The sequence below is a fragment of the Silvimonas iriomotensis genome, assembly GCF_014645535.1.
Taxonomy (GTDB): Bacteria; Pseudomonadota; Gammaproteobacteria; order Burkholderiales; family Chitinibacteraceae; genus Silvimonas; species Silvimonas iriomotensis.
Genome location: NZ_BMLX01000005.1, coordinates 145,650 through 167,252, shown reverse-complemented (window position 1 = coordinate 167,252; position 21,603 = coordinate 145,650). Strand labels below are relative to the sequence as shown.

The following is a 21,603-nucleotide window of genomic DNA, read 5'->3' as shown; positions in this document are numbered from 1 at the left end:
TCGCTCGATATGCTGGAAGTTGAAATCGACGGTAACAAACTGACGGTTCCCGGTGGCAGCACCGTGATGGACGCGGCCAATTCGGTCGGCGTTTACATCCCGCACTTCTGCTACCACAAGAAGCTGTCTATTGCGGCCAACTGCCGGATGTGCCTTGTTCAGGTTGAGAAAGCGCCCAAGCCGCTGCCCGCCTGTGCAACGCCCGTCACTGACGGCATGAAGGTGTGGACGCACTCTGACTCCGCCGTGAAGGCGCAGAAGGGCGTCATGGAATTCCTGCTGATCAACCACCCGCTTGATTGCCCGATTTGCGATCAGGGCGGTGAATGTCAGCTGCAGGATCTGGCTGTGGGTTATGGCCAGTCCGGTTCCCGCTATGAAGAAGAAAAGCGCTCGGTCACCAACAAGAACCTGGGTCCGCTGATCTCTACCGACATGACCCGCTGCATTCACTGCAGCCGTTGTGTGCGTTTCACCGAAGAAATCGCCGGCTTCCAGGAACTGGGCATGCCGGGCCGTGGTGAACACACCGAGGTCATGACCTTCATCGGCAAGACCGTCAATTCCGAAATCTCCGGCAACGTGATCGATCTGTGCCCGGTAGGCGCGCTGACCTCCAAGCCGTTCCGCTTCTCTGCCCGGACGTGGGAACTCTCGCGTCGCAAGTCGGTAGGTGCGCACGACGGACTGGGTTCCAACCTGATCGTTCAGGTCAAGGATCACAAGGTCAAACGTGTTCTGCCGCTGGAAAACGAAGGCATCAACGAATGCTGGCTGTCTGACCGCGACCGCTTCTCTTACGAAGCGCTGGGCAGCAACGAACGCCTGCAAAAGCCGCTGATCAAGCAAGGCGGCGCCTGGCAAGAAGTAGACTGGACCGTGGCGCTGGAATACGTGGCCAACGGCCTGAAGTCCGTGATCGAAGAGCACGGCACGGATAGCGTGGCCGCACTGGCTTCGCCGTCTGCCACGCTGGAAGAAATGTTCCTCTTGAAGAAGCTGGCTGGCGCGCTGGGTGTGAAGAACACCGCGGCCAACCTGCGTCAGCAAGATGCCGCATTTGCCACCGCCGGTGTGCAATGGCTGGGTCAAAGCATTGTTGAACTGGCTGACAACGACGCCATCCTGGTGGTCGGTTCCACGCTGCGCAAAGAACAACCGCTGCTGGCACAACGTCTGCGCCAGTCCGTGAAGCACGGCATGAAGTTGTCGCTGGTCAACCCGCACAACGACGAGATGCTGACCCACCTGCACGGTGTCGTGGTGACTCGCCCGGACCAACTGGTCGAAGGCGCGCTGGAAGTGCTGGTGTCGGTTGCCGAGCAGAAGGGTGTTGCCGTACCGGCCCATATCGACGCTGCTGGCGTTACTGTCTCCGAACAAGCCAGACTGATCGCAACCACGCTCGTGGCCAGCGAGAAAGTCGGTGTATTGCTGGGTAGCCTGGGTAGCGAAGGCGCCCGCGCTGCTGAACTGCATACGGTTGTTGCGGCGATCGCTGAACTGGCCGGTGGCAAGCTGGGTATCCTGAACAGCGGCGCCAACAGCGTCGGCGCTCAGCTGATCGGCTTTAACACCATGGCAGACGCATTTGCCCAACCGAAGAAAGCCTATGTGGTGCTGGGCGCGGAAGTCGACTTCGACACCGCCAGCGCACCGAAGGCCGTGGCTGCTGTCGAGCAAGCCGAGATGGTGGTTGTGCTCTCGCCGTTCCAGTCCTGCGCTTACGACTACGCCGACGTGATCCTGCCGGTGTCGCCGTTCTCCGAGACTTCCGGTACCTTCATCAACCTGGAAAGCCGCCCGCAAAGCTTCAACGGCGTGGTGCGTCCGCTGGGCGAAACCCGTCCGGCATGGAAGGTGTTCCGCGTGCTGGGTAACCTCTTGGGCCTGCAAGGCTTCGAGTTTGCCTCGTCTGAAGAAGTGCGTGACGAAGCGCTCTCCGCCGGTATCGAAGGCAAGCTGAACAACGCGCCGGCCAAGGCCGTGAACGTGAAGGCTGTTGCAGCATCCGGCCTGACCCGTCTGGCTGAAGTGCCGCTGTACCAGATTGATGCACTGACCCGTCGTGCCCCGAGCCTGCAAGCCACGGTAGATGCACACGCTGCGGCAACGCTGCGCGCCAACGCGGCCACCATTGCCCAGCTGGGTCTGGTTGCTGGCGAGAAGGCCAGGGTAGTGCAGGGCGGTGAAGCTGAACTGCTGGTCGCTCAGGACGATGCGCTGCTGAACGATGTGGTGCGCATTGCCACGGCACACCCGCTGACCCGTCATCTTGATGCTGCAGCTGCGCTGCAAGTCGTCAAAGCATAAGGGCGATAACAATAATGGAACTGTTAACACATCTCTTGACGTGGCTGCTTTCTCCCTTTGCGTCGGTGATTGGTCCTGAGGGGATTTACGATATTGCTTTCGTCGTCTGGACCCTGCTCAAGATCGTGGCCATTGCTGTGCCGCTGATCCTGAGCGTGGCCTACATGACCTACGCCGAACGTAAAGTGATCGGCTACATGCAGATCCGCGTGGGCCCGAACCGCGTGGGTCCGCTGGGTCTGCTGCAGCCGTTTGCCGACGTGCTCAAGCTGTTGCTCAAGGAAATCATTGCCCCGTCCGCAGCCAGCAAGGGCCTGTTTTTTGTGGCCCCGATTCTGGTGCTGATGCCGGCGCTGGCCGCCTGGGCCGTGATCCCGTTCTTCCCGGGTCTGGTGCTGGCTGACGTGAACATTGGTCTGCTGTACGTCATGGCGATCACCTCGCTGGGCGTGTACGGCGTGATCATTGCCGGCTGGGCGTCCAACTCCAAGTATGCGTTCCTGGGCGCCATGCGTGCCGCGGCGCAGATGGTGTCTTACGAACTGGCCATGGGCTTTGCGCTGATCGGCGTGATGATGGTGTCCGGTAGCCTGAACGTAACCGACATCGTGAACCAGCAAGGTCATGGCGTTGCCGGTGGTTCCATCCTGTCGTGGAACTGGTTACCGCTGCTGCCGCTGTTCGTCATCTACTTCATCTCGGGTCTGGCTGAAACCAACCGTGCCCCGTTTGACGTGACCGAAGGCGAATCGGAAATCGTGGCTGGCCACATGATCGAATACTCGGGCATGAGCTTCGCGCTGTTCTTCCTCGCCGAATACATGAACATGATTCTGATCTCGGCCATGGCCACAGTCATGTTCCTGGGTGGCTGGCTGTCGCCGTTCCCGTCCAGCGTGCCGTTCCTGGGCGCCCCTAGCTTCATCTGGTGGTTCCTCAAGTGCGCGCTGATGCTGTTCTTCTTCCTGTGGGCCCGGGCAACCTTCCCGCGCTATCGCTATGACCAGTTGATGCGTCTGGGCTGGAAAGTGTTCATCCCGGTTACGCTGGTGTGGATTGTGGTTGTCGGCGCGTGGATGCAAACACCGCTGTCGCTGTGGAAGTAAGGCGAGGATACAGACATGGATAGAATTTCCAATTTTTTCAAGACCTTCCTGCTTGTTGAGCTGGTCAAGGGTCTGATGCTCACCGGGCGTTATTTCTTCCAGCGCAAGATCACGGTGCAGTTTCCGGAAGAAAAGACCCCGATCAGCCCGCGTTTCCGTGGCCTGCATGCCCAGCGTCGCTACGCCAACGGCGAAGAGCGCTGCATTGCCTGCAAACTGTGTGAAGCAGTCTGCCCGGCCATGGCGATCACCATCGAGTCTGACCAGCGTGATGACGGCACTCGCCGTACCACCCGTTATGACATCGATCTGACCAAGTGCATCTTCTGCGGTTTCTGCGAAGAAGCCTGTCCGGTGGACGCCATTGTGGAAACCCACATTCTGGAATACCACGGCGAAAAACGTGGCGATCTGTATTACACCAAGCCGATGCTGCTGGCGGTGGGCGACAAGTACGAAGCCCAGATCGCGGCCAACAAGGCGGCCGACGCCCGTTACCGCTAAGCGACAAGGGATAAAACAACGTCATGACTTCTGTCGTTATTTTCTACATCTTCTCGGCCGTCCTGCTGCTTGCCAGTCTGGCAACCATCACGGCCAAGAACCCGGTACACGCTGCGCTGTACCTCATGCTCTCGTTCTTTAGCGGCGCCATGCTGTGGATGCTGATGAAGGCTGAGTTCCTTGCCGTGTCGCTGGTGCTGGTTTATGTCGGTGCCGTCATGGTGCTGTTCCTCTTTGTGGTGATGATGCTGGACATCAACTTTGAGGAACTGCGCAAGGGCTTCTGGAAACACGTGCCGCTGGCCGTTGTCGTGGCCGTGATCATGGTTGCTGAAATGATCCTGGTGCTGACCCACAAGGCTGCTGATCTGCCGGGCGCACACATGCCGGAACCGGCTGCGGGTTATAACAACGCCCGCGTGCTGGGTAACCTGATTTACACCCAGTACTTCCTGCCGTTCCAGCTGGCTGCTGCATTGCTGCTGGTGGGTATGATCACCGCCATCGCCCTGACCCTGCGCAAGCGCAAGAACACCAAGTACCAGAATCCGGCTCAGCAGATTGCGGTCAAGCGTGATGATCGTGTGCGCATCGTCAAGATGAATGCCGAAGCGCGTCCGACAGCGGGTGAGCCTGCTGCTGACGAACAACAACCGAACGCTTGATGGAGAGCGCAACGTGCTGACTCTGACTCATTACCTTGTGCTCTCGGCGATCCTGTTTGCGGTCTCCGTGTTCGGTATCTTCGTGAACCGCAAGAACCTGATCGTGCTCCTGATGGCCATCGAACTGATGCTGCTGGCAGTGAACATGAACTTCGTGGCGTTCTCCCAGTTCCTGGGCGACGCTTCTGGTCAGGTTTTCGTGTTCTTCATTCTCACGGTGGCGGCTGCTGAATCGGCAATCGGCCTCGCGATTCTGGTCGTGCTGTTCCGTAATCTGCGCTCGATCAATGTTGAAGACCTTGGCAGCCTGAAGGGCTAACGAACAAGCGAACCCGGATTTCAAACAATGGATATCAAAACAATTTACCTGCTGATTCCGCTGGCGCCGCTGTTCGGTGCTCTGGTGGCAGGCCTGTTTGGCTGGGCGATCAGCCGCAAGGTGGCGCATACCGTCACCATCGCGGGTGTAGCCGTGGCGTTTGCGCTCTCTGCCTGGACGCTCAATAACCTCATCAACGGTGGCGAAAGCTTCAATGGCACCGTGTACACCTGGATGACCATCAACGGGGTCGACTTCAACGTCGGCTTCCTGGTGGACAAACTCACCGCCATGATGATGTGCGTGGTGACCTTCGTGTCGCTGATGGTGCACATCTACACCATCGGCTACATGGAAGAAGATCCGGGCTACAACCGCTTCTTCAGCTATATCTCGCTGTTTACCTTCTCGATGCTGATGCTCGTCATGAGCAACAACTTCGTACAGCTGTTCTTCGGCTGGGAAGCAGTGGGTCTGGTGTCGTACCTGCTGATCGGCTTCTGGTTCAAGCGTCCGACCGCGATTTTCGCCAACCTCAAGGCGTTCCTGGTCAACCGCGTGGGTGACTTCGGTTTCCTGCTGGGTATCGGTCTGGTGCTGTTCCACTTCGGCTCGCTCGATTACGCCGCCGTGTTTGCCAAGGCCCCGTCGCTGCAAAATGAAACCGTCAGCATCATCTCTGGCCACACCTGGTCGCTGATGACGCTCACCTGCATCTTGCTGTTCATCGGTGCCATGGGTAAGTCGGCCCAGTTCCCGCTGCACGTATGGCTGCCGGACTCGATGGAAGGCCCGACCCCGATTTCCGCGCTGATCCACGCTGCAACGATGGTGACCGCCGGTATCTTCATGGTCAGCCGTATGTCCCCGCTGTTTGAACTGTCGGATACCGCGCTGAACTTCGTGATGGTGATCGGTGCGATTACCGCGCTGTTCATGGGTTTCCTCGGCATCATCCAGAACGACATCAAGCGCGTGGTCGCGTACTCCACGCTGTCGCAGCTGGGTTACATGACGGTGGCGCTGGGTGCTTCGGCTTACTCCGTCGCGCTGTTCCACCTGATGACCCACGCGTTCTTCAAGGCCTTGCTGTTCCTTGGCGCCGGTTCCGTGATCATGGGCATGCACCACGATCAGGACATCCGCAACATGGGTGGCCTGCGCAAATACATGCCGATCACCTGGATCACCTCGCTGATTGGTTCGCTGGCCCTGATCGGTACACCGTTCTTCGCCGGTTTCTACTCCAAAGATTCGATCATTGATGCCGTGAAGGCCTCCCATCTGCCGGGCGCTGGGTTTGCCTACTTTGCAGTGGTGGCTGGTGTGTTCGTGACTGCGTTCTACTCCTTCCGCATGTACTTCCTTGTCTTCCACGGCAAGGAACGCTGGATGCAGAAGGGCCACGGCCACGATCATCACGATGACCATGACGACCACGGTGAACACCACGGTTTGGGCCCGAACGACAAGCCGCACGAGTCCCCGTGGGTGGTGACCCTGCCGCTGATCCTGCTGGCGATTCCGTCGGTGATCATTGGTGCCATCGCCATCGAGCCGATGCTGTTTGGTGACTTCTTCAAGGGCGTGCTGTTCGTGAACACCGAAGCGCACCCGGCCATGGAAGAACTGACGCACGAATTCCACGGCTGGGTTGATATGGCGGTGCATGCCTTCACAGGTCTGCCGGTCTATCTGGCGATCGCCGGTGTGGTGCTGTCCTATGTGTTCTACATGGTCAAGCCGGAACTGCCCGCAGCTTGCGAGAAGTTCTTCAACTCGATCGGCATCAACAAGCTGCTCGAAAACAAGTACTACATGGATTTCTTGTTCATCAACGTCTTTGCCGCTGCTGGCCGTGCCATTGGTACGGTGCTGTGGAAGGTGGGTGACGCGCTCTTGATCGATGGCCTCGTGGTCAACGGTCTGGCGAAGATCACCGGCTGGTTTGCGTTCCTGGTTCGTCGGGTCCAGACCGGTTACATCTACCACTATGCGTTTGCCATGATTATTGGCGCACTGGTGTTGATCACGGTCTGGCTGGCAGTGCCTCTGGCGGCGCTGGCTCACTGATCTGGTTGATATACGAGTAGTTCAGAGTAATTAAAACAAGCAGGTAGACTATGACGGGTAATCTTCTGAGCCTCACGATCTGGCTGCCGATTCTGGCAGGCGTGGTGGTGCTGGCAACCGGGGGCGATGACAAGGCACCAGCTGCGCGCTGGCTGGCCCTGATCGGCGCGCTGCTGGGGTTTGCGGTTTCGATTCCGCTTTACACCGGTTTCGACACGCTGAACGGCGGTATGCAGTTCACCGAGTTCAAACCCTGGATTGCAACGTTCAACATCAACTATGCGCTGGGCGTCGATGGCCTCTCCGTATGGTTCGTGATCCTGAACTCCTTCACCACCCTGATGGTGGTGCTGGCAGGCTGGCAGGTCATTGAAAAGCGCGTCGCGCAGTACATGGCGTCGTTCCTGATCATGTCCGGTCTGATCAACGGCGCATTTGCAGCACAAGATGCGATCCTGTTCTACGTGTTCTTCGAAGCCATGCTGATCCCGATGTACCTGATCATCGGTATCTGGGGTGGTCCGAACCGCGTTTATGCATCGATCAAGTTCTTCCTGTACACGCTGCTGGGCTCGCTGCTGACGCTGATCGCCTTCATCTACCTGTACGGTCAAACCAACGGTTCGTTCGCGATTGCTGACTTCGCCCGCGTGCCGCTGACCATGACTGCGCAAGGCCTGTTGCTGATCGCATTCTTCTTCGCTTTTGCGGTGAAGGTGCCGATGTGGCCGGTTCACACCTGGTTGCCTGACGCCCACGTTGAAGCGCCGACAGGGGGTTCCATGGTGCTGGCCGCCATTACCCTGAAGCTGGGTGCGTACGGTTTCCTGCGGTTTGCCCTGCCGATCGCCCCGGATGCCTGCCGTGAATACGCCTGGGTGTTCGTGCTGTTCTCGCTGATCGCGGTGGTGTACATCGGTATGGTCGCCCTGGTGCAGACCGACATGAAAAAGCTGGTGGCGTATTCGTCCATCTCGCACATGGGTTTTGTGACCCTGGGCTTCTTCATGTTTGCCGGCGGTACACAACTGAACCAGTTTGCTGTTGAAGGCGCCATCGTGCAGATGATCTCGCACGGTTTCGTCTCTGCCGCCATGTTCTTCTGTATTGGTGTCATGTACGACCGCGTACACAGCCGCAAGATTGCGGACTACGGCGGTGTCGTGAACAAGATGCCGATCTTTGCCGCATTCATGATGCTGTTTGCCATGGCCAACTCTGGTCTGCCGGCAACCTCCGGCTTCGTGGGTGAGTTCTTTGTGGTGCTGGGTGCCATCCAGGTTAACTTCTGGTTTGCCTTCTTCGCCGCCACCACACTGGTCTTTGGCGCTGCCTATACCCTGTGGATGTACAAGCGCGTGATTTTTGGCGAGGTCGCCAATCACCATGTGGCTGAACTCAAGGACGTAAACAAGCGCGAATTGCTGGTGCTGGTGATCCTGGCCATTACCGTGCTCGGCATGGGCCTGTATCCCAAGATGTTTACCGACTTGATGCACGTGTCGGTCAATGACCTGATCTGGCATGTTTCGCAGCCCAAACTGGCTGTACCCCAGCTGCCCCAATAAGCAGCCACATTAATGGCACTGACGAATTTAAAAGGGTTTAGAGCATGACCTGGACCAGTCTTAACGCATGGGCTGCCGCACCGGAGATTTTTCTCCTGGTGGCTGTGTCAGTCATTTTGCTGATCGATCTTTTTGTTACCGACGCCAAGCGTCACATCACCTATCTGCTGACACTGGTGTCGCTGGCCATTACAGCCTGTCTGACCGTCAACGGTCTGGCTCAACCGGTGCAGCTGGCATTTAGCGGCATGTTCGTGGCCGATCCGATTGCCGGCGTCGCCAAGCTGGGTATGGTGCTGGGTGTTGCCCTCGTCCTGATCTACGGCCGCACCTACGCCGAAGCTCGCGGCATCTACAAGGGTGAGCTGTTCAGCCTGACGCTGTTTGCGCTGCTGGGCATGATGGTGATGAGCTCTGCGCTCAACTTCGTCACGCTGTATGTCGGTCTGGAACTCTTGTCGCTGTCGCTGTATGCACTGGTTGCCCTGCGTCGTGACAACGTGCACGCCACCGAAGCCGCCATGAAGTACTTCATTCTGGGCGCGCTGGCCTCCGGCATGCTGCTGTACGGTATGTCCATGGTTTACGGTGCCACGCACAGCCTGGATATCCTGACCATCGCCCAGCGTGTCATGAATGGCGAAGTGAACCATCTGCTGATCGTGTTCGGTATCGTGTTCATCGTGGTGGGTATCGGCTTCAAGCTGGGTGCCGTACCGTTCCACATGTGGGTACCTGACGTTTACGAAGGTTCGCCGACGCTGATCGCCCAACTGATCGGTTCGGCCCCGAAGATCGCTGCGTTTGCCTTCGTGATCCGTATCCTGGCCCAGGGTCTGGAAGCCTACGTGCAAGACTGGCGTGGCATGCTGGTGGTAATGGCGATCCTGTCGCTGGCCATCGGTAACCTGACCGCCATTGCGCAGACCAACATCAAGCGTATGTTTGCGTACTCCACCATCTCGCACATGGGTTTCCTGTTGCTGGGTGTCCTTGTGGGTACACCGGTGGGTTATGCCGCTGCATTCTTCTATGCCGTGACCTACATGCTGACTACCGCTGCCGGCTTCGGTGTGGTGATGCTGCTGTCGCGTGAAGGCTTTGAGGCTGACCGCATTGACGACTTCAAGGGTCTGAACCAGCGCAGCCCGTGGTTTGCCGCCATGATGCTGCTGGTCATGTTCTCCATGGCAGGTATCCCGGTGTTCGTCGGCTTCTTTGCCAAGCTGGCCGTGCTGGAAGCTGTGGTGAATCTGGGTCTGACCTGGCTGGCGATCTACAGCGTGTTGATGTCGGTGATCGGCGCCTTCTACTACCTGCGCGTGGTCAAGGTCATGTACTTTGACGAAGCCGAAGACAAAAGCCCGATCGTGGCCGGTCTGGACAGCCGTGTCGTGCTGTCCGTCAACTGCCTGTTGCTGCTGGTGATTGGTCTGATGCCGGATCGTCTGCTGTACGTGATCTCTGCTGCAGTGGCGCACTCGCTGCTGCCGGCATAAGGTCAAGATGCTGGAGATCATCCTGCTCTGCGGATTGGCGGCTCTGGCCGCCAATTTGCCATTTCTGAGTGACCGCGTCGGCTTTGTATTGCCACCGGATGTGCTCAAGATGAACTTTGGCTGGCGTCTGCTGGAACTCGTGTTGCTGTATCTGGCCGTGGGCGTGGTGGCTCGGGTGCTGGAAGCGCGGGTCTCAACCGTCCAGCCCCAGCACTGGTGGTTTTACGTGGCCACCGCCGCGTTGTTCATCGTGATGGCCTGGCCTGGTTTTGTCTGGCGTTACTTCTGGCGCAAACCCGGCCTGTAAAACAAAAAGCCCCGCTCTGTGGGGCTTTTTGTTTTGGGTTGCGGCAGGCGAGGGCGGTAAAAGGCCAGGTTGTCCGGTTTTTTTCGAAAAGGGGCTTGCGTGCAAAAGAAGTTGCCGCTATTATTGCCCTCCTTCGACAGGCACGTAGCTCAGCTGGTTAGAGCACCACCTTGACATGGTGGGGGTCGTTGGTTCGAGTCCAATCGTGCCTACCAACGAATTCAGTAAAGGAAATCAAAGCCATGTTCCGAACTACCACGACTACCGGTAAATAAACGCGGTAGCCGTGCTATGGCTTTGGTTTTATAAAAAAGTGCGGCGCTGCCCGCACTTTTTTTTTGCCGCTCGCACAGCGGTTCCTCCGGTGGAACAACCTCTACTCCCCGGATTGACTGAAACACACGAATTCAAGGCGACAAGATCATGATCTCGATTACGCTTCCCGATGGTTCCAAACGACAATTCGACGCCCCGGTTTCCGTAGCAGGGGTTGCCGGCAGCATTGGTGCCGGTCTGGCCCGTGCCGCACTGGCTGGCAAGGTAGACGGCAAGCTGGTCGATACCAGCTTTGTGATCGATCATGACGTGAACCTCGCCATCGTGACCGACAAGGACGCAGACGGCCTTGAGGTCATTCGCCACTCCACGGCCCACTTGCTGGCTTATGCCGTCAAGACCTTGTTCCCGGAAGCGCAAGTCACCATCGGCCCGGTGATTGAAGACGGTTTCTACTACGACTTCAGCTATTCCCGCCCATTTACCCCGGAAGATCTGGCCGCCATCGAAAAGAAGATGGCTGAACTGGCCAAGCAGGACATTCCGGTCGAGCGCTACGAGTTGTCGCGTGACGACGCCGTCGCCTATTTCAACGGCATCGGTGAAAAGTACAAAGCCGAGATCATCCAGTCGATCCCGTCCAATGAGGCCCTTAGCCTGTACCGCGAGGGCGACTTCACGGACCTGTGCCGCGGCCCGCACGTACCGTCCACCGGCAAGCTGAAAGTGTTCAAGCTGATGAAGGTGGCCGGCGCCTACTGGCGTGGCGACTCGAAGAACGAGATGCTGACCCGCGTCTACGGCACCGCCTGGGCGAAGAAAGAAGATCTGGAAGCCTACCTGCATCGCCTGGAAGAGGCTGAAAAGCGCGACCACCGCAAGATCGGCAAGGCGCTGGACCTCTTTCACATGCAGGAAGAAGCGCCGGGTATGGTGTTCTGGCACCCGAAAGGCTGGCAGCTGTGGCAGTCGGTCGAGCAATACATGCGTCGCCGCCTGATCAAGGCCGGTTACCAGGAAGTGCGCACACCGCAAGTCATGGACCGCGTATTGTGGGAGCGCTCGGGTCACTGGGAAAACTACCAGGAAAACATGTTCATCACCGAATCGGAAAAGCGTACCTACGCCGTCAAGCCGATGAACTGCCCGGGTCACGTCCAGATTTTCAACAGCGATCTGCGTTCTTACCGCGATCTGCCGCTGCGTCTGGCCGAGTTCGGCGCCTGTCACCGTAACGAGCCGTCCGGTTCGCTGCACGGTCTGATGCGCGTACGCGGCTTTACGCAAGACGATGCGCATATCTTCTGTACTGAAGGCCAGTACATTGAAGAAGCCAAGTCCTTCCACGCACTGGCCATGAGCGTGTACGAAGACATGGGCTTTAACGATGTTTCTATCAAGCTGGCCCTGCGCCCGGAAAAGCGCGCGGGCAGTGAAGAAGGCTGGGACAAGGCAGAACAAGGCATGCGCGAAGCCCTGCGTGCCTGCGGCGTGGAATGGGAAGAGCTGCCGGGAGAAGGCGCGTTCTACGGCCCGAAGATCGAATACCACATCAAGGATGCCATTGGCCGTTCCTGGCAGTGCGGTACGCTGCAGCTGGACTTTGTCTTGCCAGAGCGCCTTGGTCCGGAATACGTGGCTGAAGATAACAGCCGCCAGAAGCCGATCATGTTGCACCGTGCCATCGTCGGTTCGATGGAGCGTTTCCTCGGTATCCTGATCGAAAACTTTGCCGGTTCCTTCCCGTTGTGGCTGGCACCGACGCAATTAGTAGTCATGAATATCTCGGAACATCAAGCCAATTACGCCGCAGAAGTCACCCAGAAGCTCACTCAAGCGGGTCTGCGTGTACAGGCGGACTTGAGAAACGAGAAAATAACCTATAAAATTCGCGAACATAGCTTGCAACGCTTGCCGTATCAACTGATTGTTGGCGACAAGGAAAAAGAGGCAGGCTTGGTGGCCGTGCGTAGTCGCAGTGGTGAAGACCTCGGACAAATGACGGTTGAAGCGCTGGTGGAGCGCCTCAAGACCGAACTCTTGTAAGAGGCAACACCCAGGACCGTTCGCACGGTTTTGTTTTTGGATGATTTGGAGAATCAAGATAGCTGCTCAAGACAAGGAGCCGCGGATCAACGGCGAGATTACCGCGCGCGAAGTGCGTTTGCAGGATGCCCAAGGTGAACAACTGGGTGTGATCAGTTTGTACGACGCTTTGGCCAAGGCCGAAGAAGCAGAACTGGACCTGGTTGAAATTGCGCCCAATGCGACGCCGCCGGTGTGCCGCATCATGGACTACGGCAAGTACAAGTACGAGAAGTCCAAGAAAGATCACGCGGCCAAACTCAAGCAGAAGCAGATCCAGGTCAAGGAAATCAAGCTCCGTCCCGGTACTGACGAAAACGACTACCAGGTGAAGCTCAAGAGCCTGGTGCGTTTCCTGAATGACGGCGACAAAGCCAAGATTACGCTGCGTTTCCGTGGCCGTGAAATGGCTCACCAGGAAATCGGTATGGCGCAACTCAAGCGCCTTGAAACCGATCTGGTCGAACTGGCGGTGGTGGAACAGTTCCCCCGCCTGGAAGGCCGGCAGATGGTGATGATGCTGGCGCCCAAGAAGAAGTAATTCTTCACGGTCGCTGCAAAAGATTTAAAGCGGGGGTGCGGTTGCCTCCGCTGATGTTTCAGGTGGTGGTTCGCCACGGTCTGGAACAAGCAGCCGCAATAAAAGCGTGGTGGCGGGCTCAAAGTCCCTTGTTATGAGGGCGCCTTCTGCCGGATCTAAACATACTTGGAGAGCATACAAATGCCCAAGATGAAAACCAAAAGCGGCGCTGCCAAGCGCCTGAAAGTCCTTGGTGGCGGTGGCGTGAAGCGCTCTAAAGCGTTCAAGCGTCACATCCTGACCAAGAAAACCACCAAGAACAAGCGTCAACTGCGCGGCACCTGCATGGTCGATTCGACCAACATGGGTCACGTACGTGCGATGTTGCCCTACGCGTAACTAAAGGAGAAGAACCATGCCTCGCGTTAAACGTGGTGTAACCGCCCGTGCTCGTCACAAGAAAATCCTGAATCTGGCGAAGGGCTATCGCGGCCGTCGCAAGAACGTATACCGCATTGCCAAGCAAGCGGTAATGAAGGCTGGCCAATACGCCTACCGTGACCGCCGTCAGAAGAAGCGTCAGTTCCGTCAACTGTGGATCGCGCGTATCAACGCTGCATCCCGTGAACTGGGTCTGGCTTACAGCAAGTTCATGAACGGTCTGAAGAAGGCCGGCATTGAGGTGGACCGCAAGGTCCTGGCCGATCTGGCCGTGTTCGACAAGCCGGCTTTTGCCAAGTTTGTTGAAACCGCCAAGGCTAGCCTCGCTGCCTGATTGAATGAGTGCGCTGTTGCCACGGCAGCGGCGCCTCATCGCAGTTAGCAAGATCAGGGAGGCTTCCCGGCCTCCCTTTTTTATTGGTTTACGGGTCTTGAGCAATCAGGACACGACCGAAGAATTGTTGAATTCCAGGCAGGAGCGCGCGATTACGCGCGACATTCGATATGGACGTACAAGCCCTTCTTGCGCAAGGCCTCGCCGAACTGAATGCGACCAGTGAAGCCGCCGCACTGGAAAACGTAAAAGCCAAGTATGTTGGCAAAGAAGGCGCGATCACCGCGCTGCTCAAGCAACTGGCCACGCTGTCGCCTGAAGAGAAAAAGACCTTCGGCGCCACGGTCAATCAGGCCCGCCAGGCGTTTGAAGCCACACTGAATTCCCGTCGTGAAGCGCTTGCCCAGGAAAAACTGGCTCGCCAGCTGGCTGCTGAAGCGCTCGACATCACCTTGCCCGGCCGCGCTCATGGCCAGGGCGGCCTGCACCCGGTTACCCTCGTTCAGCACCGCATTGAAGCGTTGTTTGCGTCCCTGGGCTTTACCGTGGCGGATGGCCCGGAAATCGAAAACGATTTCCACAACTTCGAAGCACTGAATATCCCCAAGGATCACCCGGCCCGCGCCATGCAGGACACCTTCTACGTGGAAGGTTCGACCGCTGCCGAGCCCTTGGTCCTGCGCACGCACACCTCGCCCATCCAGGTGCGTTACATGCTCGACAACAAGCCGCCGATCAAGATCGTCGCGCCGGGTCGCGTGTATCGTGTGGATTCGGACGCGACGCACTCGCCCATGTTCCATCAGATGGAAGGCCTGTGGGTGGAAGAGGGCGTGTCGTTTGCCGATCTGAAAGCCGTCATTACCGACTGGCTGCGCAATTTCTTTGAACGTGACGACCTGCAAGTGCGGTTCCGTCCGTCGTTCTTCCCGTTTACCGAACCGTCGGCAGAAGTCGATGTGCTGGGCGAACGTGGCTGGCTGGAAATCGGTGGTTGCGGCATGGTTCACCCGAACGTGCTGCGCAATGTGGGTATCGACCCGGAAACCTACACCGGTTTCGCCTTCGGTTTTGGCCTTGATCGCTTTGCCATGCTCTATTACGGCGTGAACGATCTGCGGCTTTTCTTCGAGAACGATCTCGCTTTCCTGCAGCAATTCAAATAAGTCAGGGCGAATACCATGAAATTCTCTGAACAGTGGTTGCGTAGCTGGGTCAACCCCAAGCTCGAATCCGACGCGCTGGCGCATCTGTTGACGATGGCCGGGCTGGAAGTAGAAGAAGCTGATCCGGCAGCGCCGGCCTTCACGCAAGTGATCGTGGCCGAGGTGCTGAGCGTCACCAAACATGAAAACGCCGACCGCCTGAACGTGTGTTCGGTCAACGTAGGCGAAGCCGCCCCGATCCAGATCGTGTGCGGCGCGCCCAACGTGGCGCCGGGCGTGCGGGTGCCGTGTGCACGCGTGGGTGCCGTTCTGCCGGGCGATTTCAAGATCAAGCAAGCCAAGGTTCGTGGCGTTGAGTCCAACGGTATGTTGTGCTCTGCCAAAGAACTGGGCATCAGCGAAGAATCCGACGGTCTGTTGCTGCTGCCGGCAGATGCACCGGTGGGGACGTCGATCCGTGACTATCTGAACCTGGACGACACGCTGCTGACGCTCAAGCTCACCCCGAACCGTGCGGATTGCTTGTCGATCCGCGGTATCGCGCGTGAAGTGGCCGCGTTGACTGGTGCTGTGCAAACCCCGGTCGCAATCGACCCGGTTGCGCCGACCATCGATGACACCCTCAGCATCAAGCTGGAGGCGGGCAGCGCGTGTTCGCGTTATGCCGGCCGTATCGTGCGTGGCATCAACCGCCAGGCCGCCACGCCGGGCTGGATGAAGCAGCGCCTGGAGCGCTCTGGCATCCGCAGCATTTCTGCCGTGGTCGACATCACCAACTACGTGATGCTTGAGCAAGGCCAGCCCATGCATGCGTTTGATGCCAATAAGCTGCAAGGCGGCATCCTGGTGCGTTTTGCCCAGGAAGGCGAAAAGCTCACGCTGTTGAACGGCAAAGAACTCGACCTGACGACCGACATGCTGGTGATCACCGATGGCGTGCGCCCGGTGGCCCTGGCCGGCATCATGGGCGGTGCCAATTCCGAAATCGACGATGATTCGGCCGATATCTTCCTGGAATCCGCCTTCTTTGCCCCGGCCGATATCGCCGGCAAAGCGCGTCGTCTGGGTTTCTCGTCTGATGCCAGCCATCGTTTCGAGCGCGGCGTGGACTTCGGCCACGCCCGTGAAGCGCTGGAACGCGCTACGCGTCTGCTGGTGGAGATCTGCGGCGGCCAGGTTGGCCCGATCGTCGAAACCACCACCACGCTGCCGGCGCGCAAGCCGGTCACCCTGCGCGTGTCGCGCGTGGCTCGAGTACTGGGTCTGGCCTTGCCGGGCGCAGACGTGCTCTCGCTGCTGCAACGCCTGGGTCTGGCTGCTGAACTCAACGGCGATGTCATTACCGTGACGCCGCCGAGCTTCCGTTTCGATATCGAAATCGAAGAAGACCTGATCGAAGAAGTAGCCCGTGTTTACGGCTACGACAACATTCCGGTCGCCCCGGCTGGCAGCCGCATTGCCATGCTGCCGCAACCGGGCAATGCCCGTGACAAGTTTGCGCTCAAGCGCATTCTGGTGGCCGCCGGCTACCAGGAAGCCATCACTTACGCTTTCGTGGAAGAAAAGTGGGAGCGTGAACTGGCCGGCAACAATGCCGCCGTCAAACTGATCAACCCGATTGCCAGCCAGATGAGCGTAATGCGTTCGTCCTTGCTCGGCGGTCTCATCAGCGCTTTGCAATACAATCTGAACCGCAAGGCAGAACGCGTGCGCCTGTTTGAACTGGGCCGCGTCTTCCATGGCGTGTCTGATCGCGTGCAGCCGGAAAAGGTAGCCGGTCTGGCCTGGGGTCTGCGTGATCCGGAACAATGGGCAACGACCAAGGCCGCCGTCGATTTCTTTGATATCAAGGCCGATGTTGAAGCCCTGATCGCCCCGCGCGTGGCCGAGTTCCGCCGCGCCAGCCACAGCGCCCTGCATCCGGGCCGTTCTGCCGATATCGTCGTTGACGGCATCGTGGTCGGCTGGGTGGGCGAACTGCATCCGCAGTGGGTTCAGGCCTATGACCTGGTCCAGGCACCGGTCGTGTTCGAGCTGGATGTTGCGCCGTTGCTGGCAGTCACTCCGGTGCGTGCCAAAGCCGTCACCCGCCAGCAAGCGGTCCGTCGTGACCTTGCCCTGGTTGTGGATGAGTCGCAGTCACTTGCAAGCCTGCAGTCGGCTTTTGCAAGCGCGGCGCAACCCTTGGTAACGGGCATCGAACTCTTTGATATCTACCGTGGCAAGGGTGTCCCGGAAGGGAAAAAGAGCCTTGCATTCAAAGTGTTGTTGCAAGATACTCAGAAGACTCTGACCGACGAGGAAGTCGAAGGTGCTGTGGCCGCGTTGATCGCCGCCGCGCATTCTTGTGGTGCGACATTGCGCGCGTAACCCGTTTCTTTTTTTGATGTGCACGCCCTGTGCCGACTCACATAAGTTTTTGAGATAACAACAATGACGCTTACCAAAGCAGACCTCGCCGATTTGCTGTTTGACAAGGTTGGCCTGAACAAACGCGAAGCCAAAGATATGGTCGAGGCGTTTTTCGAAGAAATCCGCGCCTCTCTTGAGGAAGGCGACGTCGTCAAACTTTCCGGTTTTGGTAACTTCCAGCTCCGTGACAAGCCGCAACGTCCGGGCCGCAACCCCAAGACCGGCGAAGAGATTCCTATCTCTGCCCGTCGTGTTGTGACCTTTCATGCCAGCCAGAAACTGAAGGGACTTGTTGAACTGCATTATGCAAAGCAACAGCAACGTCATTCCAACCAGTGAACTGCCCTCCATCCCGGCCAAGCGCTACTTCACCATCGGTGAGGTCAGCGACTTGTGCGGTGTCAAACCGCATGTCCTGCGCTACTGGGAACAGGAATTCACCCAACTCAAGCCGGTAAAGCGGCGCGGTAACCGTCGTTACTATCAGCACCATGAAGTGCTGCTGGTGCGTCGCATCCGTTCCTTGCTTTACGAACAAGGCTTCACCATCAGCGGCGCGCGCAACCAGCTTGCACACGCCGGTGAAGAGGCCGCCAACCCCGCTACCTCCATCCGTGAGGAGTTGCAGGCTTTGCTGGACTGGCTGAACGAGCCCGTCGGCGCCGCGAATAACGGCCAACTGCAAAACTGAGCAAAAGGGGTAGGCAGAGCACCAAGGTGCGGCTATAATCGCCCTTCCTCGGAATGTAGCGCAGCCTGGTAGCGCACTTGCATGGGGTGCAAGGGGTCGCGAGTTCGAATCCCGCCATTCCGACCAATAAAAACAAGGGCTTGTAGACTTCGGTTTACAGGCCCTTGTTGCATTTCTAGCCTACAACACCCATTCGGGTACACTTTCGGGTACACCTTTGCATTGCATCGGCTGTATTGTCTGTAACGGCGCGCCAATTTTGCGCACCGATTTGCGGTAGATTTGTCCCCGCAATCCCACGCAAAACCGGGCCAATTTAGCGCTTACTTTGTCACTGCTATGCCACGAAAGGAACCTCTGACAGATTCACTGTTACGTGGTCAAAATGCTTCCATTTAAGAAACCCCTGAATACTCAAGGCTGTCCGTTTTTGGTCTGGACCTGGCCCCACTGTCACTGACGTGATTGGCAAGGGTGCGACGTTGCCGTATACCAATAGATCTGGCAGAGCCAGGTATGGAACCAAGGTATTTCCTTTAACACGGTATCCGGTTATCGCGTTTGGATTTGAGGGCTGTACGATCATGCGCACCTCATCTTCGTCACGAAACCCACCGTGCTTGATACGTGGAAGTGCCAGTGAAACAAAGTCTCTTGCGATAGGCAGATCCCCTGACTCCACCGAACCACCCAAATGAATCACGGCCTCACGGAGTCTGCTTACCAACATGCGCACAAGTTCCTCAATCTTTGTCCCCAATGCACCTTCATCTGCATAAATGACTTCTTGCAGCCAAGCTGCGCCACCGCCTGCGGCATATGGAAAACCCGCGTTTGAAGCGAGTAGATCCCCATCAAATGTGATGCTGATGCCTTGCCCAGTGCAATAACCTCTCCAGTGGGTAAGACTGTCTGGATTTTTCGCAAAGCAAGCGACGTAGGTAGTAGGTAGACCACCATCTCTGGCCTGGGCAATCGCATTCTGAAGGCAATTTACGAGGGGGGCGTCCTCGCTTGTCCAGGTTAAACGATCATATGCTTCACCAAGTATGTCGATTCCGTGTACCAGTTCCTTCGTGTCGTTCAAATAGGCGGTGTTTGACGCCCAAATTTTGTTGTTGGAGATAATTCCGTTAAAACCATGCAGGTCTGTGTAATGTGTAATTGGTCGTATCATGAATGGGGGCCGCCGACTAAAAGTGCAGCCTAGCTGATCTGTACAAATATCGCATTATTGCTTGAGAAAGCAGGCCCAGACCGGTTCTGACTGTATGACGACGACTTCAGGAACGTCGATCTTTTTCAAAAGCCGCCGTCAACTATTGGCAATCAGAACAACCCACCGCTGGGCTGCCAGTTGCAGATCACCAGCTCACGACTGGTCTGTGGCGCACCGTAGGTGTTGCTGGTGCTGTATTTGATATCCAGCCCTTCCATCCAGAAGCCATCAAAGACACCCTGGATATCAGGGTGGTCGTTGATACTTAGCATCACCTGGCCCTTGCAGGAGCGGATTCCCTTGTCAGGCGTGCAAAAAACCAACCACACTAAATACAAGATAAGGGGGTTTTGCGCGCAAACCGGATTTTAGAAATTTCAGAAAATACAGTGTATGTTGGCTGAGCATGCAGGCGGAATGCGGCTCCCAGAGCACTTAAAACCCCGTTTCGCGTCAAGGACTTCAAATTCAGAAGTCTCGAAAACATGCATAGATGTCAGGAATACTGACGTTTTTGGAGTTGTTTTGGGGTACTTTAAGCTTTCCAATTGTTCACCTTCCACTCCTGGTGAAACGGTTGATTCGGCACATCTGGCCATGAATAAGCAGGCCCAGAATTATTTTATGTCCAGATCGGCATGACAGCTTATCTTCGACAAATTGCCCGATCGTCATTGCGCTTTGCGGATTGATGGCGTCAGCCGATTTGCCGGCGCCGCGCTGATCCCACTCGACGACGATGAAGTCTTCTTCCAGTTGCCGGTTAAACCCGACCGTTGCCATTTCAGCCTGGCCTGGCCCGCCGTGCAGCTTGAGCAAGACAGGATTGCTGGCGTTTTTACCCCGGATCAGTATCCATTGCTTCACCCCGCCCAGTTGCACGCTTTCCAGGCTGGCAATGCTGCCTGGCACCACGCTGCCTTGTGCGTCCGTGATCGGCCGCGTGGTGGTGGAGGTACAGGCACTCAGACCGGCGAGGAGCGCCAGTAACAGCAGCGTTGTTCTCATGGCACGTCAGCATCCCTGTGGGTGATCGCCAGGCATGGGCGATTTTGTGTTCAGGTATAGATCATGCAGATGAACAAACGGTTGTGGTCGCGCCGGGGTGGGGTCGGTTTCTGACTTGCGCGCAAAAAAAAGCCGGATCAGGCACAAGACCGATCCGGCTTTGTTCTGCGGCAGGGCCCACAAGGCGAGGGCTTAGCCCTTCACATCCAGCAGTTCGACATCGAACAGCAAGGTGGCATTGGGCGGGATGACATTGCCAGCGCCGGCGCTGCCATATGCGGAAGCGGCCGGGCAGACCAGGTGGGCTTTGCCGCCAACCTTCATTTTGGGGATGGCTTGCTGCCAGCAGGGGATGACTTGCCCCAGCGCAAACGTCAGCGGTTTGTTGCGCGTGTACGAGCTATCAAAGACCGCGCCGGTGCTTTGCAAGGTGCCTTTGTAGTGCACGGTGACGGTGGAGTTGGCGGTAGGCTGGGCGCCCTTGCCGACGACCGTGTGGGTAATGGTGGCGCCGCTGGGCAGCTTTTCGGTGGCGGCGGCAGGCTTGTCGGCGGCGTGGGCGGCGGCCAGTGTCAGTGCCATGGTCAGGCCGGACAGGGTGCGGCGGGCAAAAGCGGAAGTCATGGAAGGCTCTTTGAGGGGTGAAGGCGCCATGATATCGCTGGCCGGGCCGACGCTCTATGGTCATCTGGCCTGCGTGGCGGGGCGGTGTGACATAGCGTGCTGTTTCAGGACCGCCTGATACTGTGTTGGCGCACGTGGCAGGGTCACGTCGGGTTTGCCAAATCCTGCACAGACGGCAGGTCTTTCTGGTGATATGGCAAAACGGGGCAAATAATTACATAGCCGATATGCCGGCAACATTTCACTGAATATTCAATAGGTTGTTTGCTAAATTTGGTGTCCAGAAAGCGTCATTTTTCACCCAGGACACAGGTCAAACACCCACCGCAGAACATCTACGTCTTGCCCGATCACCGCAGCCCGCACTGTTTTTTGCCGGAATGCGTGATCAATGTCTGCTCGCCGCCTTGCTGCTGCACCTGTTTGACTTTGTTCAACAAGACAAAGGAGCAGACACGTGCACGGACCTCACC

General features: G+C 57.5%; 21 protein-coding genes and 2 tRNA genes. 19 read left to right on the top strand and 4 right to left on the bottom strand.

The genetic code is table 11. The annotated features are described in order from the left end of the window. Positions 1-9: 9 nt before the first annotated feature. The 19 genes from nuoG (at position 10) to IEX57_RS16545 (ending at position 18,405) form a co-directional block, all read left to right on the top strand. Complete coding sequence (gene nuoG / locus IEX57_RS16635; RefSeq protein ID WP_188705612.1) at positions 10-2,313, top strand: NADH-quinone oxidoreductase subunit NuoG; 2,304 nt, start codon at positions 10-12, stop codon at positions 2,311-2,313. A 14-nt stretch (positions 2,314-2,327) separates the two neighbouring features. Then, complete coding sequence (nuoH, locus tag IEX57_RS16630; protein WP_188705611.1) at positions 2,328-3,419, top strand: NADH-quinone oxidoreductase subunit NuoH; 1,092 nt, start codon at positions 2,328-2,330, stop codon at positions 3,417-3,419. Between the two features lie 24 nt (positions 3,420-3,443). After that, entirely contained in the window at positions 3,444-3,923 is a 480-nt protein-coding gene (nuoI, locus tag IEX57_RS16625) for an NADH-quinone oxidoreductase subunit NuoI (RefSeq protein WP_229709082.1), read from the top strand. A gap of 23 nt (positions 3,924-3,946) precedes the next feature. Further along, positions 3,947-4,588 carry an NADH-quinone oxidoreductase subunit J gene (locus IEX57_RS16620; protein WP_188705607.1) on the top strand — a complete coding sequence of 214 codons (642 nt, stop codon included), beginning with the start codon at positions 3,947-3,949 and terminating at the stop codon, positions 4,586-4,588. A 13-nt stretch (positions 4,589-4,601) separates the two neighbouring features. Continuing rightward, complete coding sequence (nuoK, locus tag IEX57_RS16615; RefSeq protein ID WP_229678771.1) at positions 4,602-4,907, top strand: NADH-quinone oxidoreductase subunit NuoK; 306 nt, start codon at positions 4,602-4,604, stop codon at positions 4,905-4,907. A gap of 27 nt (positions 4,908-4,934) precedes the next feature. Then, entirely contained in the window at positions 4,935-6,980 is a 2,046-nt protein-coding gene (gene nuoL, locus IEX57_RS16610; RefSeq protein ID WP_188705603.1) for an NADH-quinone oxidoreductase subunit L, read from the top strand. A gap of 50 nt (positions 6,981-7,030) precedes the next feature. Then, positions 7,031-8,548, top strand: a complete 1,518-nt coding sequence (locus IEX57_RS16605) for an NADH-quinone oxidoreductase subunit M (RefSeq protein WP_188705601.1) — start codon at positions 7,031-7,033, stop codon at positions 8,546-8,548. Positions 8,549-8,592: 44 nt separating this feature from the next. Beyond that, complete coding sequence (gene nuoN / locus IEX57_RS16600) at positions 8,593-10,047, top strand: NADH-quinone oxidoreductase subunit NuoN (RefSeq protein WP_188705599.1); 1,455 nt, start codon at positions 8,593-8,595, stop codon at positions 10,045-10,047. 7 nt (positions 10,048-10,054) lie between these two features. After that, positions 10,055-10,354 (top strand): DUF2818 family protein, encoded by a 300-nt coding sequence (locus tag IEX57_RS16595; RefSeq protein ID WP_188705597.1) that lies wholly within the window; start codon positions 10,055-10,057, stop codon positions 10,352-10,354. A 138-nt stretch (positions 10,355-10,492) separates the two neighbouring features. Continuing rightward, positions 10,493-10,569 (top strand) — tRNA-Val (locus IEX57_RS16590). Between the two features lie 208 nt (positions 10,570-10,777). Beyond that, on the top strand, positions 10,778-12,676 hold the full coding sequence (gene thrS / locus IEX57_RS16585) for a threonine--tRNA ligase (protein WP_188705595.1): 1,899 nt from the start codon (positions 10,778-10,780) through the stop codon (positions 12,674-12,676). A gap of 40 nt (positions 12,677-12,716) precedes the next feature. Continuing rightward, complete coding sequence (gene infC, locus IEX57_RS16580) at positions 12,717-13,256, top strand: translation initiation factor IF-3 (RefSeq protein ID WP_188705593.1); 540 nt, start codon at positions 12,717-12,719, stop codon at positions 13,254-13,256. A gap of 180 nt (positions 13,257-13,436) precedes the next feature. Further along, positions 13,437-13,634, top strand: coding sequence for a 50S ribosomal protein L35 (rpmI, locus tag IEX57_RS16575; protein WP_184102296.1), 198 nt, complete (start codon positions 13,437-13,439; stop codon positions 13,632-13,634). 16 nt (positions 13,635-13,650) lie between these two features. Next, entirely contained in the window at positions 13,651-14,010 is a 360-nt protein-coding gene (rplT, locus tag IEX57_RS16570; RefSeq protein ID WP_184102295.1) for a 50S ribosomal protein L20, read from the top strand. A 170-nt stretch (positions 14,011-14,180) separates the two neighbouring features. Continuing rightward, positions 14,181-15,176 carry a phenylalanine--tRNA ligase subunit alpha gene (gene pheS, locus IEX57_RS16565; RefSeq protein WP_188705591.1) on the top strand — a complete coding sequence of 332 codons (996 nt, stop codon included), beginning with the start codon at positions 14,181-14,183 and terminating at the stop codon, positions 15,174-15,176. A 15-nt stretch (positions 15,177-15,191) separates the two neighbouring features. Beyond that, positions 15,192-17,546: a phenylalanine--tRNA ligase subunit beta gene (gene pheT / locus IEX57_RS16560; protein WP_188705588.1), complete on the top strand. Its 2,355-nt coding sequence runs from the start codon at positions 15,192-15,194 to the stop codon at positions 17,544-17,546. Between the two features lie 63 nt (positions 17,547-17,609). Beyond that, entirely contained in the window at positions 17,610-17,927 is a 318-nt protein-coding gene (locus IEX57_RS16555; RefSeq protein ID WP_188690065.1) for an integration host factor subunit alpha, read from the top strand. Continuing rightward, entirely contained in the window at positions 17,893-18,279 is a 387-nt protein-coding gene (locus tag IEX57_RS16550) for a MerR family transcriptional regulator (protein WP_188705586.1), read from the top strand. The genes IEX57_RS16555 and IEX57_RS16550 overlap by 35 nt, the downstream gene beginning before the upstream one ends. A gap of 49 nt (positions 18,280-18,328) precedes the next feature. Then, positions 18,329-18,405 (top strand) — tRNA-Pro (locus IEX57_RS16545). 211 nt (positions 18,406-18,616) lie between these two features. On the opposite strand, the gene IEX57_RS16540 is transcribed toward IEX57_RS16545, so the two are convergent. From IEX57_RS16540 to IEX57_RS16525, 4 genes are all read right to left on the bottom strand, one after another. Further along, on the bottom strand, positions 18,617-19,456 hold the full coding sequence (locus tag IEX57_RS16540; RefSeq protein ID WP_188705585.1) for a DUF2971 domain-containing protein: 840 nt from the start codon (positions 19,454-19,456) through the stop codon (positions 18,617-18,619). 152 nt (positions 19,457-19,608) lie between these two features. Further along, positions 19,609-19,770 carry a hypothetical protein gene (locus tag IEX57_RS16535; RefSeq protein WP_229709071.1) on the bottom strand — a complete coding sequence of 54 codons (162 nt, stop codon included), beginning with the start codon at positions 19,768-19,770 and terminating at the stop codon, positions 19,609-19,611. A 280-nt stretch (positions 19,771-20,050) separates the two neighbouring features. After that, a complete protein-coding gene (locus IEX57_RS16530) occupies positions 20,051-20,506 on the bottom strand; it encodes an alpha/beta fold hydrolase (RefSeq protein ID WP_188705580.1) in 456 nt (151 codons plus the stop codon). Positions 20,507-20,698: 192 nt separating this feature from the next. Further along, the gene (locus tag IEX57_RS16525) at positions 20,699-21,130 is read right to left on the bottom strand and encodes an FKBP-type peptidyl-prolyl cis-trans isomerase (protein WP_188705578.1); all 432 of its coding nucleotides are present in this window, start codon (positions 21,128-21,130) and stop codon (positions 20,699-20,701) included. Positions 21,131-21,603 lie beyond the last annotated feature (473 nt).

Excerpts from the sequence above, each read along its gene's own strand:
- nuoN (WP_188705599.1), top strand. The coding sequence starts at position 8,593 with ATGACCTGGACCAGTCTTAACGCATGGGCTGCCGCACCGGAGATTTTT.
- IEX57_RS16620 (WP_188705607.1), top strand. The coding sequence starts at position 3,947 with ATGACTTCTGTCGTTATTTTCTACATCTTCTCGGCCGTCCTGCTGCTT.
- IEX57_RS16595 (WP_188705597.1), top strand. The coding sequence starts at position 10,055 with ATGCTGGAGATCATCCTGCTCTGCGGATTGGCGGCTCTGGCCGCCAAT.
- IEX57_RS16535 (WP_229709071.1), bottom strand. The coding sequence starts at position 19,770 with ATGCTAAGTATCAACGACCACCCTGATATCCAGGGTGTCTTTGATGGC.
- IEX57_RS16530 (WP_188705580.1), bottom strand. The coding sequence starts at position 20,506 with ATGAGAACAACGCTGCTGTTACTGGCGCTCCTCGCCGGTCTGAGTGCC.
- rpmI (WP_184102296.1), top strand. The coding sequence starts at position 13,437 with ATGCCCAAGATGAAAACCAAAAGCGGCGCTGCCAAGCGCCTGAAAGTC.
- pheS (WP_188705591.1), top strand. The coding sequence starts at position 14,181 with ATGGACGTACAAGCCCTTCTTGCGCAAGGCCTCGCCGAACTGAATGCG.
- IEX57_RS16550 (WP_188705586.1), top strand. The coding sequence starts at position 17,893 with ATGCAAAGCAACAGCAACGTCATTCCAACCAGTGAACTGCCCTCCATC.
- nuoL (WP_188705603.1), top strand. The coding sequence starts at position 4,935 with ATGGATATCAAAACAATTTACCTGCTGATTCCGCTGGCGCCGCTGTTC.
- IEX57_RS16540 (WP_188705585.1), bottom strand. The coding sequence starts at position 19,456 with ATGATACGACCAATTACACATTACACAGACCTGCATGGTTTTAACGGA.
- rplT (WP_184102295.1), top strand. The coding sequence starts at position 13,651 with ATGCCTCGCGTTAAACGTGGTGTAACCGCCCGTGCTCGTCACAAGAAA.
- nuoG (WP_188705612.1), top strand. The coding sequence starts at position 10 with ATGCTGGAAGTTGAAATCGACGGTAACAAACTGACGGTTCCCGGTGGC.
- infC (WP_188705593.1), top strand. The coding sequence starts at position 12,717 with ATGATTTGGAGAATCAAGATAGCTGCTCAAGACAAGGAGCCGCGGATC.
- pheT (WP_188705588.1), top strand. The coding sequence starts at position 15,192 with ATGAAATTCTCTGAACAGTGGTTGCGTAGCTGGGTCAACCCCAAGCTC.
- nuoH (WP_188705611.1), top strand. The coding sequence starts at position 2,328 with ATGGAACTGTTAACACATCTCTTGACGTGGCTGCTTTCTCCCTTTGCG.
- thrS (WP_188705595.1), top strand. The coding sequence starts at position 10,778 with ATGATCTCGATTACGCTTCCCGATGGTTCCAAACGACAATTCGACGCC.
- IEX57_RS16605 (WP_188705601.1), top strand. The coding sequence starts at position 7,031 with ATGACGGGTAATCTTCTGAGCCTCACGATCTGGCTGCCGATTCTGGCA.
- IEX57_RS16555 (WP_188690065.1), top strand. The coding sequence starts at position 17,610 with ATGACGCTTACCAAAGCAGACCTCGCCGATTTGCTGTTTGACAAGGTT.
- IEX57_RS16525 (WP_188705578.1), bottom strand. The coding sequence starts at position 21,130 with ATGACTTCCGCTTTTGCCCGCCGCACCCTGTCCGGCCTGACCATGGCA.